Genomic DNA, 14,974 nt, shown 5'->3' on the forward strand with positions numbered 1-14,974 from the left:
TCTTTTTATGAGCGACGAATCATCTCGCGCATAATTTCTGTCATCTTTGGTTGGGCTTCATTAGCTGCTTTCTGCACTTCTTCATGACTCACTTCAACTGGAACATCGAAACCTCCTAAGTCAGTAATGATGCTGATTCCAAATACTTTTATGCCACAATGGCGTGCAACGATTACCTCTGGAACGGTACTCATGCCGACAGCATCAGCCCCCATAAGGTGATACATGCGATATTCTGCCGGTGTTTCAAACGTTGGTCCTTGTACTCCCATATAGACTCCATGCATTAATCGAATTCCTTTTTCCTTACCAATTTCATCAGCTAACGCAATGAGTTGATGGTCATAGGCCTCGTGCATATCTGGGAAGCGCGGACCCGTTGGAAAGTTCCTTCCATGCAACGGATGCTCTGGGAAGAAGTTGATATGGTCTTTTATAACCATTAGATCACCAATCTTAAATTCTGGATTCATGCCTCCTGATGCATTACTAACAAACAACGTCTCTATTCCCAGCTCGTACATGACGCGTTCCGGGAATGTAACTTCCTTCATGTTATAGCCTTCATAGTAATGGAAACGACCTTCCATAGCCATGATATCTTTACCTCCTAACTTTCCAAAGATTAGTTTTCCGGCATGACCTTCAACGGTAGACACAGGAAAGTTGGGTATTTCACTATATGGGAATTCATAACTTTCAGTTATCTCTGAAGCTAATTGTCCGAGGCCTGTTCCCAGAATTATGGCTGTCTTTGGACTTGTGACCATCCTTTCCTTTAACCAGGATGCTGTTTCTTGAATTCTTTCGTACATAGTCTATAATTTTATCATTAAATTCTTCTTCTTGGTTGATCATGAACTTCACCTTAATTGGAAGTACATATAGATTTTGTTTCACCTCTTCACTGAGTCCTTCGAGCTGCTCAAGTCGCGTAGCATCTTTTTCCGTTGTAACGATAATCTTTTCTCCTTTGATAGCATTGAAAGTCTCGTTAATCTTCATGATGTCTTTGCTCTTAAACTGATGATGATCTGAAAAGGTCAATGTTGTCATCTCTTTCACATGTGGTTTCAAGTCGATGATAATTTGTTTGGGCGAAGCTATCCCAGTAATTAGCATAACATGCTTGTCTTCTAAGGCCTTTTTTTCTATCGTAGACTTCTCTTTTGCAAAGAGGGGAGTCAGTGATTCATATTCAATCGTGGTGAAATACAAACTCTGATATGGATAGAGATTCATGGCTTTTGTGAGTACTCTAAACTCCATGGGCTTCAAATCTTTAGGACATTTCGTAATGATTACTATGTCTGCACGATTCTTTCCCGATTGAGGCTCACGTAATCGCCCAGCCGGAAGCAGCTTATCATAGATGATTAACCGATGATAGTCTACAAGAAGGATATTAATTCCTGGTTTAACATAACGATGTTGGAAAGCATCATCTAACAAAATCACATCGGTATCATTAGTCTCTGCATCACCCGTGATATGGGCAATCCCGTCAACACGTTTCTTATCTACGGCGATGTGTACGTCTTGATACTTCTGTTTCATCTGGTAAGGTTCATCTCCAATGTCAGTCACTGTCGAACTATCGTTGGCTAAAACATAACCATGAGTCTTGCGTTTATAGCCACGTGAAAGCACAGCCACTTTTACTTTGTCTTTCAACAAACGAATTAAATATTCCACATGAGGGGTCTTTCCTGCACCGCCAACAGTGATATTGCCCACCGAAATGATGGGAATGTCATAGTCATGTTGCTTTAACAGCCCAATATTGAATAGTTGATTACGAAAGCCGACTCCTATTCCATAAAGCCAACTCAATGGAATCAACCATTCATTTATATGTATGAAGTCACCTTCTGTTCTCATCTCCTATTTAATTTTGATGATATAAGGCATGCGTGCCTGTACTTTATCAATGGTTTTAATGTCATTCATAATCTTGAATGGCTCGTAGAATTCACCCAAATAGCTTTGCATCTTACTGTCAAGCAGGTCATCGCTTCCTGTATAACTGCCAATTAGCTGCTCCCAACTGCTTAATTGTGATGGATAAGAAGCTGTTTTATAGTCTGTGAGATTAGCCAATTTTGCAGCTTTTTCGATAGCATCGTCTAAGCCACCAAGCTGATCTATGAGTTTCAACTTTATGGCATCTTGTCCTAACCACACGCGACCCTGCGCAATTTTCTCTACCAGATCCATTGGCAGCTGACGTCCTTCAGCAACTCGTTTTTTGAAAAGCATATAGCCTCTGTTTATATTTCGCTGTAGCAATGAAAGCTGTTCGGGAGTAAATGGATGACCTGATGCACCGAAAACGGCATTGCGATTGGTTTTCACCTCAGCGTATTTGATTCCAAGTTTCTTGGTAAGTAGTTCGCTCCAATCAGGGAATAAACCAAAGATTCCTATGCTTCCAGTGATGGTTGTAGGGTCGGCAACAATCCAATCGGCATTACAGCTGAGGTAATATCCACCAGAAGCAGCTGCACCGCCCATCGAAACAACGACAGGTTTAACCTTCCTGAGCTCACTTATCTGGTGCCATATCTGCTCAGATGCATAAGCTGAGCCACCACCTGAATTTACTCTGATTACAACGGCTTCCACATCATCGTCATCAGCAAGGTCTTTTAGGTCCTTACACATGTCATTTCCTACAATTTGGCGTGCATCTTGGAAGATGCTTTGAGGCGAAGCTTTGTCAACAATGTCTCCATACGCATAATAAACTGCAATGTGTTTGCCTGAAACTTGATCTTCATCGTCGTTCAAATCATCAACAGTTATCTTGTTGATATCGTCATCTTGATCAATGCCTAATTGCTTTTTGACAACTCCCGAGATATCATCGTTGTAGATAAGTCCATCGACCATCTTATATTTCAATATGTTTTCAGCCGGTTCTAAGCTGATAACGCGGTCGGCGTATGCGTTGAGGCTATCCTTGTTTAAATGCCGATTTTGCGCTACTGTCGTAAGAATCGTGTTCCACCAGCCATCAAGATAGCGTTGCGTTTGTTCGCGATCAGCATCACTTATGCTATCAGCGGTCATCTGTTCTACGGCACTTTTGTATTTACCTACCTTTGTAGTGATAAACTTAATGCCAAATTTTGCCAACGCATTCTTATAGTAAACCTTCTCTCCTCCGATACCGGCCCACTCAACACCTCCTTGCTTATTCATATAGATTTTATTCGCTGCAGAGGCTAAGTAGTAGCTAAGTGTGCTGTAATCTTCACCATAAGCAATAATCCATTTCCCCGATTTACGGAAATCTTGCAGTGCTTTCTCAATTTCTTCTGCTTGAGCTAAGTCTGCGCCGAATTGCCCGGCTTCGAGATAAATGCCTGCAACCTTGTCGTTTTCCTTGGCTTTTTTAATGGCATTCATTGTGCCTTCAAAGCTCAAAGTCGACACTCCTTGCAAGCTGTTCATCACATTTTCTTCGTTCTGTTCAGTCATATTGCCATCAAGTTTCAGCACTAAAACCGAATTCTTATCAATCTTTGTGGTTGTTGATGAAGTTGCAATTAGTCCAATGAGACAAAGGAATCCAATGATACTTATTACACATCCAAAGAGAAAAATGCCCAACATTGTGGCGAGAACATTCTTGAAGAAATCTTTCATACGTTTATTCTAATTTGCTTGTTATTTATCAATCCGTAGTTAATATGTGTTGTTTTCATTTGTCATTTGCGTGGTTGCTGAGAATCTCTTACAACACATTATTATATATATAGATGCAAAGATAAAAAAAATAATTTAGTTTTATGGGTTTGTAAGGTCTTTTTTAACTTGCTTTTTCCTTTGAAAATATTTGGGAAGATATCAGCCTTCTTTTTTGATTTCTTAGATAGTCACAAGTTGTTTTATTTTCAATGATATTGGATGGAATGTTGGATTACTTGATAAAATCGGATATTCTTTATTATGTTAGCCTTCATGATGTGTTCTGATTTGTATTGTTTTACCGCCTAAAATGCGTCATTTTATCGTGTAAAGTGAGTCTAATGATGCAACCTTTTGCCTCAGTTTACAAACTGATGAATATTTTTCTATGAATTAAGTCCATTGAATCTAAATAAAAATCTTTATCTTTGTGGGTGATATTCTAATAGCAATAAAAATGAAATCGATTATTAAGTATCTGTTTGTCTTAGCGTTGTCGCTGTCTGTAATCCCCCTCTATGCCCAACATAACAAGGCTAAAAAGCAGGTTATGCATCACAAAATTATAAACAAAAACTTAGAAGGGGATCTTGTTCATCAGTCACATGGACGGGTAATTGTAGCGTTGTGTTATGACAATCAAGAACAAACGTGTCAATCTTCACTGCTCAATGCGTTGAAGAAGTCATTCTTCAAACAAGGCGTTTCCTTCTTTGTTTTGAAAGATAAGTTGTCTGGTCGTAACGCGTTTCAATTGACAACAAAGGCCGAAGAGACTATAAAGCTGTTGCGTGATAGTGCTTCTTGCTGGCATCTTAACCCTTATGATATAGGTATAATGGGCTTTGGAGTTGGCGGATATGTCGCTGCTATGGTGTCCTGTAAGGCTCCGTTTGCAGAGCGACCCAACTTTAGTTTGTTATTCAATCCTGTAATTTCAGGAATTGATTTGAAAAGAAATGGTTTATTGGCAGATGTCGCTTTGCCTTCGAAAGACGCTGTTCTGTCAGTTGATGAGACTGGCTTTGTCGCATCATTTGTGAGACGTCATCTCACCCCCGAAGCTGCTTTGTTTCTGACAAACGATGATGTTGTTGTCAATCCAGTACAGAATGGTGTGGCTTATTATACTGAAATGCGAGGCAACGGCAATAATTGTTCGCTCTTTATTTATCCTAAGGGTGGGCACGATTTAGGTTTGTTGGCGGATGAGGCTTGTCGAAAGCAGCTGATTGATGATGTCAATTCATGGCTTGAAAACCATCAACCGATTGCGACTCCACAATCTATTCGCGTGGCGTGTATAGGCAATAGTATTACAGATGGAGCTGGAATTGACCTGGCAAGTGAAAAAGGTTATCCCGCGATGTTGCAGAAACGGCTTGGCAAAGGCTTTGCGGTAAGAAACTTTGGAGTGTCGGCACGTACTCTACTTCGACGTGGAGATTTGCCCTATGTCAATGAGTTGGCGTGGCGAGATGCACTGGCTTTCAATCCTAATATAGTAGTATTAAAGCTCGGAACAAATGATTCAAAGCCTGAAAACTGGCGCTTTAATGACGGCTTTGAACGAGATTTGTTGGCAATGGTTGACACTTTGCAGGCTCTTCCAGCCCATCCAAAGGTATATCTTGCCACACCTATTCCTGCATTCAAACCCACTTGGAATATTAATGACTCGGTGATTGTAAACGCGATTATGCCGATTATACGTAAGGTTGCACGCAAGCGACATTGTAAAATCATTGATTTGCACACAAAATATGCACCATATGGCGAGTTAATGCAGGCTGATGGCATTCATCCAACAGCTGAAGGAGCTGCAAAAATGGCTGAAATCATTGCCGAAGATTTGTCTAAATGTGAGGTGAAAAAATGATTTTTCATTAAATAAGGAGTATTATTCTCAAACAAATTCAAGAGTTTTCTATAAGACTTTTGATTTTGTTTGAACAAGAATATTCACTGAAAATCAACGTTAAATGATAACTTTGATATCAAGGCTACTATTATTTAGCGTAGCAGAAAATATCAGAATAAGAAGTATATAAAGACAAAGTGACTCCTTTAATGAGTTTGTCAGTAGTGTCACATCATACTGACAAATTTGTCATATCATTTTTATTGGCACGTTTTTAGCATAACATCGGTTGTCAAAATAAAATAGAAATATTAAATATATAATGATTATGAACATTAAACCATTAGCAGACAGAGTGCTGGTTGTACCTGCACCAGCTGAAGAAAAAGTAGGCGGAATCATCATTCCTGACACAGCAAAGGAGAAACCTCAACGTGGAAAGGTAGTCGCAGTAGGTCAAGGTACAAAGGATGAAGCTATGGTTCTGAAAGAGAATGATGTCGTTCTCTATGGCAAATACGCCGGAACCGAATTGGAATATGAAGGTGAAAAGTATCTGATTATGCGTCAAAGTGATGTGTTGGCAGTAGTTGGATAATTTGCGAAATCATAAAAATTATAATTCAAAATCAAAGATTTTTAGACAGAAAATATTATGGCAAAAGAGATAAAATATAATGTTGAAGCACGCGAACTCTTGAAAAGAGGCGTTGATCAATTGGCAGATGCAGTGAAGGTTACATTGGGTCCTAAAGGTCGTAACGTTGTTATTGAGAAGAAATTTGGTGCTCCTCAAATCACGAAAGACGGTGTAACCGTTGCTAAAGAGGTTGAACTTGAGGATCGTTTCGAGAATACTGGTGCACAACTTGTTAAGAGTGTTGCCAGCAAGACAGGCGATGATGCTGGTGATGGAACAACAACTGCAACAATCTTAACCCAATCTATTGCTACAGAAGGATTGAAAAATGTAACTGCTGGCGCTAATCCTATGGATTTGAAACGCGGTATTGATAAGGCAGTAAAGGCTGTTGTAGACTATATTAAGGAGCATGCTGAACTCGTAGGTGACAACTATGACAAGATAGAACAAGTTGCTACGGTTTCTGCAAACAATGATCCTGAGATTGGAAAGCTGCTTGCTGATGCGATGCGTAAAGTCTCAAAGGATGGTGTTATCACTATCGAGGAGAGCAAAACTCGTGAGACCAGCATCGGTGTTGTAGAAGGAATGCAATTCGATCGCGGTTATTTGAGTGGCTATTTCGTAACAGATGCCGATAAGATGGAATGTGTAATGGATAACCCATATATCCTTATTTACGACAAGAAGATTAGCAATTTGAAAGACTTTTTGCCTATACTTCAGCCCGCAGCAGAGTCTGGTCGTCCATTAATGGTTATTGCAGAGGATGTAGATTCTGAGGCACTTACCACTTTGGTTGTAAACCGTTTACGTGGTGGTTTGAAGATATGTGCAGTCAAAGCTCCTGGATTTGGCGACAGACGTAAAGCCATGTTGGAAGACATTGCCGTATTAACAGGTGGTGTAGTTATTAGTGAAGAGAAGGGCTTGAAGCTTGAACAAGCAACACTTGAGATGTGTGGTTCTGCAAAGAAAGTCACTGTTTCAAAAGATAATACGACTATCGTTGACGGCGGAGGTACAAAAGAAAACATCGCAGAACGTGTGGCTCAAATTAAAAATGAGATTGCAAACACAAAGAGTTCTTACGACAAAGAGAAACTCCAAGAGCGTCTTGCGAAGTTGGCAGGTGGCGTAGCTGTCCTCTATGTTGGTGCTAACTCAGAGGTTGAAATGAAAGAGAAGAAAGATCGTGTTGACGATGCTTTATGTGCTACTCGCGCTGCAATGGAAGAAGGAGTTGTTGCTGGTGGTGGTACAACTTATATCCGAGCACTCGAAGCTTTGAAGGGTCTTAAAGGCGATAATGCCGATGAACAAACAGGTATTAAGATTGTAGAGCGTGCTATCGAAGAGCCACTTCGTCAGATTGTTGCTAACGCCGGAGGTGAAGGTTCGGTTGTAGTGAACAAGGTTGCTGAAGGAAAAGGCGACTTCGGATATAATGCACGGACCGATGAATTCGAAGATTTGAGAAAGGCAGGTATTATTGATCCTGCCAAGGTTGCACGTGTTGCACTTGAAAATGCAGCTTCTATTGCAGGATTGTTCCTAACAACAGAATGCTTGATTACAGACAAACCAGAACCTCAAGCACCTGCAATGCCTATGGCACAACCAGGTATGGGTGGTATGATGTAATTCATTTGAATTCTTAAAGTGTATTTAGCTTCATCATCGTAGAAGCTGAAAGTACACAAAAAATATAACCGGTTCATTCGTAAAGCGAGTGAACCGGTTTTTTGTTTTCTATGGTTTTACCATATAATTACACCCACTTTATAAAACGTTTTCAGGCATATTGAACGGTAATTTCTATCAAATGAGATTCTAATGATTTGGCGTTCGTAGGTTAATAAAAATAAAAAAAGACTATTTTCCCTTTGAGTCTATTCGGATTTTTCCTATCTTTGTCGTAAACAGAAATATAAAATCATCGGACAATGTGCCGAAAATGATATTTTTTGATTTGTTTTAGTAGATTAGTTTTTAAGTAGTTTGTTTTTGAAAATCGGTTGTCGTGATGACATCCGATTTTTTTAGTTATTCGCTTTGATGTTTATACCTTTATTCCTATCTTTGCAAGATGAAAGTAAAATTTGATTGGAAACATGTTGGGTTATTAGCCTTTGTGGCTTGCCTTCTGCTATATATTACAAAGTCGTTTTTTATGTCTTTGGGTATCATGATGATTATTTTGCTTGTTGATGCACTAATAGTGCAATGGGAAAATAATCGGAAAAACAAAGATAGATTCAAATAGTCATGGAGAAATTAACCGCACTTTATATACAATATAAGGGTGAAGAACCTGCAGAAATAGAGAAGATTCCTGGTGCAGGAAGTAACAGACAATACTATCGTTTCATAGGAAAAGATGGAGAAAGTGTTGTTGGTGTGATTGGAACGAGCCGTGATGAAAACCATGCTTTCATTTATTTGGATCGCCATTTTCAGTTACGTCAATTACCGGTTCCACATATCTTGGCCGTGAGTGAAGATGAATTGTGTTACTTACAGACCGATTTGGGGCATACATCTTTATTCGATGCCATTCGCGGGGGACGCGAAGCAGGAGGTCGTTACAATCAAAATGAGCAGCAGTTGCTCATTAAAACTATTCGTGCTTTGCCAAATTTTCAAATACGTGGAGCGCGTGGTCTTGATTGGAAAAACTGCTATCCACAGCCTGAATTTGATGAAGAGAGTGTGCTCTTCGATCTCAATTATTTCAAATATTGCTTCTTAAAAGCCACTGGACTTGACTTTCATGAGTTGAAACTTGAAGCAAACTTTCACATGTTTGCCCAAGATTTGACGTCTGAAACGTCTGATTGCTTCCTCTATCGTGACTTCCAAGCGCGTAATGTTATGCTTGATCAAGAGGGTAATCCCTATTTCATTGACTTTCAGGGTGGGCGGAAGGGGCCTTTCTATTATGACCTTGCATCATTTCTTTGGCAAGCTTCTGCGAAATATTCCTTTAAACTTCGCCGCACATTAACGTATGAATACTATGATGCTTTGCAGCAATATGTAGAAGTACCCAGTGTGCGCCATTTTGTCAATCGATTGAGTTTATTCGTGTTGTTCCGCTTACTTCAGGTGCTCGGAGCATACGGTTTTCGGGGCTATTTCGAACGAAAGAAACACTTCATTGACTCTATTCCTCCTGCAATTGATAATCTTCGGGAGTTGTTAAAGATGCCACAAGAGACGTTCCCTTACCCTTATTTGATGAACATGTTGCAACGATTGACAGAACTTCCCCAGTTCGCTCAGGTTGAAAAACCCGTCATGACACGTTCTGATGGCTTTAAGATTAGTGATAATAATGTGTATGAATCACATCCTCAAGACGGTCCGGCGACGTTCTCAAAATATGATGATAAGGGGCCCTTGGTGCTTAGAATATATAGCTTTTCTTATCGAAAAGGAATTCCAGAAGACCCTTCTGGTAATGGTGGTGGATATGTTTTCGACTGTCGAAGTACACATAATCCCGGGCGATATGAGCCTTATAAGAAACTGACGGGATTGGATGAACCAGTCATTCGCTTTCTTGAAGATGACGGAGAAATACTTACTTTCCTTGAAAGTGTTTACAAGTTAGCCGATCATCACGTAGCTCGCTATATACAACGAGGCTTTACGAGTTTGATGTTTTCATTTGGATGTACTGGTGGCCAGCATCGATCTGTGTATAGTGCGCAGCATCTTGCCGAGCACCTTCACGATAAATTTGGAGTCAAAGTGATTGTTTGTCATCGTGAACAAGGTATTGAACAGGTGTTCGAAGCAAACAAATAACGAGTAAACAAGATAAATAAATTTGGGTGATTCAATAGAAATCACTAAATTTGTAGACATAAAATTCAGCATGATGCAAGCAATGATATTCGCCGCAGGAATGGGAACTCGCCTGAAACCACTTACCGATAGTATGCCAAAAGCATTGGTAAGGGTGGGAGGAGAGCCACTGCTCAAGCGTGTAATCCTAAGATTAAAGGTGGCAGGTTTTGAGAGAATAGTCATCAATGTGCATCATTTTGCCGACCAAATCATTGACTATCTAAGGGAAAATGATAATTTTCATCTTGATATTCGTATCAGTGAAGAAACTAATGGCTTACTCGAAACTGGCGGAGGAATAAAGTTTGCCTACTCTCTTTTTACCAAAAATGAACCCATTTTGATTCATAATGTCGACATATTAAGTAATGTTGACCTTAAGAAATTCTATACATCAGACCGAAAAATAATGTGCCTTTCTTGTGGAGTTCCCCACGAAATGGCTGGTGCAGTGTTGCTTGTCAGTTGGAGAGAAACCAAGCGCTATCTGCTGTTTAACCAGGAAATGCGCCTCGTAGGATGGGTAAATATAGAGACAGGACAGGTGAAAAGTCCTTATAAAGAAATACAAAAGGCGTCAGTAGATGACTTGGAGAAGCATTATAAAATGTATGCTTTCTCTGGTATTCACACATTTTCTCCACAACTCTTTCCCTTGATGAACGACTATCCTGAACGTTTTCCCATCATGGATTTCTACTTGCAAAATTGTGATAAAGTAGCCATTAAAGGGTATGTAAAGCCTGATCTTAAACTGATGGATGTGGGAAAACTTGACACGCTTGACCAGGCAGAAGCCTTTGCTCAGCAGCTGATTGATTGATAAGAAATATCACAAATAATATCCATTTACTATGCAACAGAAGATAATAATTCTTGATTTCGGTTCACAAACCACACAGCTGATTGGCCGACGTGTGCGTGAACTGGATACCTTCTGCGAGATTTTACCTTACAACAAGTTTCCAAAAGACGACCCAAATATCATTGGTGTAATCTTAAGCGGAAGTCCTTATTCGGTGCATGATGAGGAGGCTTTTAAGGTGGAATTAAGCCAGTTTGTTGGTAAATACCCTGTCTTGGGTATCTGCTATGGAGCACAATACATCTCTTATGCTGGCGGAGGAACCGTTGAACAGACTGGAACGCGCGAATATGGCCGTGCAAATCTTGAGATGATTGATTGCAATTGCCGCATCTTTAAGGGCTTTGAGAAAGGCTCACAAGTATGGATGAGTCATGGCGATACGATTACTTCGATTCCTAAAGATTTCTATATTACGGGCTCAACTTCCGATGTTAAGTATGCAGCTTTTGCCAATGAAGACAAGAATGTATGGTGTGTTCAGTTCCATCCAGAGGTGTTCCATTCACTGCAAGGTATGCAATTACTGCGTAATTTCGTTGTAGACATTTGTAAAAGTAAACAAGAATGGAGTGCAGCTTCATTCGTAGAGAGCACTGTTGCAGAGTTAAAAGCACAGTTAGGTAACGACAGAGTAATCCTCGGTTTGTCAGGAGGTGTAGACTCATCTGTATGTGCTACCTTGCTCAATAAAGCCATTGGAGATCATCTCACCTGTATCTTTGTAGATCATGGAATGCTTCGTAAGAACGAGTTTTCTAAGGTAATGGAAGCTTATGAGGGGCTTGGTCTTCATGTGATTGGTGTAGATGCCAGTGAGAAATTCTTCAAAGACTTAGAAGGAGTGACTGATCCTGAACAGAAACGCAAGATTATTGGTCGTGATTTTGTTGAGGTTTTCAATGCTGAAGCAAAGAAAATTACCGATGCAAAATGGTTGGCTCAGGGAACAATCTATCCTGATCGTATAGAAAGTTTGAGTATCACGGGCATGACAATCAAGAGTCATCACAATGTAGGTGGGCTTCCAGAAGAGATGAAACTCAAGCTTTGTGAACCCTTGCAATGGCTATTTAAGGACGAGGTTCGACGTGTAGGCTATGAGTTAGGCATGCCAGAACGTCTCATAAAACGCCATCCATTCCCAGGTCCAGGCTTGGCCGTTCGTATCCTTGGTGACGTTACTCGTGAGAAAGTTCGCATCCTCCAAGACGCTGACGACATCTATATTGAGAGGATGCATCACTATAAATTGCCAGATGGAACGACTCTCTATGACAATGTTTGGCAAGCTGGTACCGTACTGCTTTCTACCATTCGGTCGGTTGGAGTGATGGGAGATGAACGCACTTATGAGCATCCTGTAGCACTGCGTGCAGTGACTTCTATGGATGCTATGACGGCAGACTGGGCACACCTTCCTTATGATTTCATGGCTGAAGTGTCTAATGAAATTATCCGAAAGGTAAAGGGAGTTAATCGCGTTTGTTATGACATATCCTCAAAACCACCTTCGACAATCGAGTGGGAGTAAAGGAACCATAAAACGATAAAATTCTAAAAGGGTAAAAATAGAAGAATAAAGGCGCATAAAGAGAGGTCGTTTGCAGTTTATATGCGTGTAAATCATTTCTCTTCTCAGCTTTATTTATTCCTCTCTTTTTACCCTTTTATATTCTTAAGGCTATTTCACTAAAAAACTTTACAATATCCTTCTCATAACTCGCGTATTTGAAACGGAGATTGGTTTCTTTCAAAAAATACTCGTTTTTAAAGGCTTTCAAAAGATATTGTATATCAAATGGTTACGAAAAAGAGAAGGAAGAATTGACAAATTTGTAGTAGAATAAAACCTTGTTTCACGTCAAATGGTATTGTAAAATAGCCCATATTGTGGGATGATATGGTACAGAATACGTCATGAAATAGTAGGGATAGCGTTGCAATATGACTGATTTCGTTTACAACTCAGCTTTGTTTTTGTTTATGTTTTGCTTTTAACAGCCGATTTTTTGATTTTTTCTCACTTTCTTTTTCTATTTCATTGATTTATGAAAGACTAAAAATTGGTATTTAATCATTACATTATTATATATTGAATATTATGGAAATACCTCGTATATTGTGAAGAAAATAACGAAATGTAGAGAGGAGTGGAATGCTGATTGGACTTTAAGAGGGTTTGCTTTAACAATATTTCAAGAGACGAAAAAAGGAAGTTTGACGTGAAAAACACGTTCAAACTTCCTTTATTTCCTATAGAATTAACGATTGCTTATTTGTTTTTCAGCAAATCACGAATTTCAGATAATAACTTCTCTTCAGCTGTTGGTTCTGGCTCAGGGGCAGGAGCTGCAGGCTCTTCTTTCTTCTTTTGCGACAACTTGTTAATGGCTTTTACAAGCAAGAACACACAGAAGGCAATAATGATAAAGTTGAAAACATTCTGCAAGAAGTTTCCATAGTTGATTGTTACGCTTTGCATGTGCTCGACACCTGGTAGTTGTACCTCGGGCAATTGAATCTTTAGGTCGCTGAACTGCACTCCACCGATGAGCCAACCAATAGGAGGCATGATGATATCATCAACGATAGAAGTAACGATTTTACCGAAAGCACCGCCGATGATAACACCGACTGCCATGTCAACTGCATTGCCTTTAACCGCAAAGTCTTTGAATTCTTGAATGAATTTACCCATGTCTGTAATATTTAAGATAATGTTTAGTTTTTAAAATTGCATGCCGTTCTTTTGTCATATCGGCTTTGCAATCCCCCTGATACAATCTTGTTAATCCGTGATATATAGGGAGTGACACTATTTTTTATAATATTTAATATAACTTGCGCCTGCAAAAATAAAAAAAATATTGTATCTTTGCAATCGTAACAAGAGAAATGTTGCGATATAAAAAATAAAAATATTGTTTTATAAACCTTTATAAAAAGTAAATTAAAAATGGTAAATGTAGCTATTAACGGCTTTGGTCGTATTGGTCGTCTCGCATTCCGTCAGATGTTTGAGGCAGAAGGTTATGAGGTTGTTGCTATCAATGACTTGACAAGTCCTAAGATGCTTGCTCACCTTTTGAAGTATGATACAGCACAGGGTGGCTTTGCTGGCAAGTATGGTGAAGGCAAACACACAGTAGAAGCAACTGAAGACTCAATCATCGTTGATGGGAAGGAGATTAAGATTTCTGCTGAGAAAGACGCTGCTAACTGCCCATGGGCTGCTAACAATGTAGATGTTGTTCTCGAATGTACAGGTTTCTATACTTCTAAAGAGAAGGCTTCTGCTCACTTGAAGGCAGGTGCAAAGAAGGTTGTTATTTCTGCTCCAGCTGGTAACGATCTTCCAACTATCGTATTCAATACTAACCACAAGACTCTGACTCCAGCTGATACAGTTATCTCTGCAGCTTCTTGTACAACAAACTGCTTGGCTCCTATGGCTGCAGCTTTGAATGGTTATGCTCCTATTCAGAGTGGTATTATGTCAACAATCCACGCTTATACAGGTGACCAAATGATTCTTGATGGTCCTCAGCGTAAGGGTGATCTCCGCCGTTCTCGTGCTGGTGCATGCAACATTGTGCCTAACTCAACAGGTGCAGCTAAGGCTATCGGTCTCGTAATTCCTGAGTTGAATGGTAAACTTATCGGTTCAGCACAGCGCGTTCCAACTCCAACAGGTTCAACAACTATCCTTGTTGCTGTTGTAAAGGGTAAAGATGTTACTGTAGAAGGCATCAATGCTGCTATGAAGGCTGCTGCAAACGAGAGCTTTGGTTACAATGAAGATCAGATTGTTTCTTCTGATATCATCGGTATGCGCTTTGGTTCTTTGTTCGATGCAACACAGACAATGGTTAGCAAAATCGATGATGACACCTATCAGGTACAAGTTGTTTCTTGGTATGATAACGAGAACTCTTACACCTCTCAGATGGTACGTACAATCAAGTTCTTCGCAGAATTGAAGTAATACAATAATGAGTCATTTAACTGTTGCACTCATATAAGAGCGTAATAGAATGATGAAATATAATCCCTG

General features: G+C 39.8%; 11 protein-coding genes. 7 read left to right on the forward strand and 4 right to left on the reverse strand.

The window, feature by feature from the left end; all coding sequences use genetic code 11:
* Window positions 1-5 precede the first annotated feature (5 nt).
* Genes HMPREF9145_RS00610 through sppA form a run of 3 tightly spaced genes read right to left on the reverse strand, consistent with a single transcriptional unit; the run spans window position 6 to window position 3,651 of the window.
* A complete protein-coding gene (locus HMPREF9145_RS00610) occupies window positions 6-815 on the reverse strand; it encodes a purine-nucleoside phosphorylase (RefSeq protein ID WP_081697665.1) in 810 nt (269 codons plus the stop codon).
* Window positions 700-1,881, reverse strand: coding sequence for a tetraacyldisaccharide 4'-kinase (lpxK, locus tag HMPREF9145_RS00615; RefSeq protein WP_021824428.1), 1,182 nt, complete (start codon window positions 1,879-1,881; stop codon window positions 700-702). The genes HMPREF9145_RS00610 and lpxK overlap by 116 nt, the downstream gene beginning before the upstream one ends.
* A 3-nt stretch (window positions 1,882-1,884) precedes the next feature.
* A complete protein-coding gene (sppA, locus tag HMPREF9145_RS00620; RefSeq protein ID WP_021824422.1) occupies window positions 1,885-3,651 on the reverse strand; it encodes a signal peptide peptidase SppA in 1,767 nt (588 codons plus the stop codon).
* A 499-nt stretch (window positions 3,652-4,150) separates the two neighbouring features.
* On the opposite strand from sppA, the gene HMPREF9145_RS00625 reads away from it, so the two are divergent.
* The 6 genes from HMPREF9145_RS00625 to guaA all read left to right on the forward strand — a co-directional run bounded on the left by HMPREF9145_RS00625 (window position 4,151) and on the right by guaA (window position 12,451).
* A complete protein-coding gene (locus HMPREF9145_RS00625; protein ID WP_021824418.1) occupies window positions 4,151-5,572 on the forward strand; it encodes a GDSL-type esterase/lipase family protein in 1,422 nt (473 codons plus the stop codon).
* Between the two features lie 310 nt (window positions 5,573-5,882).
* Window positions 5,883-6,152 (forward strand): co-chaperone GroES, encoded by a 270-nt coding sequence (locus HMPREF9145_RS00630; protein ID WP_036906115.1) that lies wholly within the window; start codon window positions 5,883-5,885, stop codon window positions 6,150-6,152.
* 57 nt (window positions 6,153-6,209) lie between these two features.
* Complete coding sequence (gene groL, locus HMPREF9145_RS00635; protein ID WP_007134093.1) at window positions 6,210-7,841, forward strand: chaperonin GroEL; 1,632 nt, start codon at window positions 6,210-6,212, stop codon at window positions 7,839-7,841.
* 624 nt (window positions 7,842-8,465) lie between these two features.
* Entirely contained in the window at window positions 8,466-10,010 is a 1,545-nt protein-coding gene (locus HMPREF9145_RS00640) for a RapZ C-terminal domain-containing protein (RefSeq protein WP_021824359.1), read from the forward strand.
* 70 nt (window positions 10,011-10,080) lie between these two features.
* On the forward strand, window positions 10,081-10,875 hold the full coding sequence (locus HMPREF9145_RS00645; protein WP_021824384.1) for a sugar phosphate nucleotidyltransferase: 795 nt from the start codon (window positions 10,081-10,083) through the stop codon (window positions 10,873-10,875).
* A gap of 31 nt (window positions 10,876-10,906) precedes the next feature.
* The gene (gene guaA, locus HMPREF9145_RS00650; protein WP_021824353.1) at window positions 10,907-12,451 is read left to right on the forward strand and encodes a glutamine-hydrolyzing GMP synthase; all 1,545 of its coding nucleotides are present in this window, start codon (window positions 10,907-10,909) and stop codon (window positions 12,449-12,451) included.
* Window positions 12,452-13,192: 741 nt separating this feature from the next.
* On the opposite strand, the gene mscL is transcribed toward guaA, so the two are convergent.
* The gene (mscL, locus tag HMPREF9145_RS00655; protein WP_021824366.1) at window positions 13,193-13,618 is read right to left on the reverse strand and encodes a large-conductance mechanosensitive channel protein MscL; all 426 of its coding nucleotides are present in this window, start codon (window positions 13,616-13,618) and stop codon (window positions 13,193-13,195) included.
* 258 nt (window positions 13,619-13,876) lie between these two features.
* Between mscL and gap the strand changes: the two genes are divergently transcribed.
* A complete protein-coding gene (gap, locus tag HMPREF9145_RS00660) occupies window positions 13,877-14,905 on the forward strand; it encodes a type I glyceraldehyde-3-phosphate dehydrogenase (protein ID WP_007134086.1) in 1,029 nt (342 codons plus the stop codon).
* Window positions 14,906-14,974 lie beyond the last annotated feature (69 nt).

The organism is Segatella salivae F0493 (genome assembly GCF_000477535.1).
GTDB classification, from domain to species: Bacteria; Bacteroidota; Bacteroidia; order Bacteroidales; family Bacteroidaceae; genus Prevotella; species Prevotella salivae.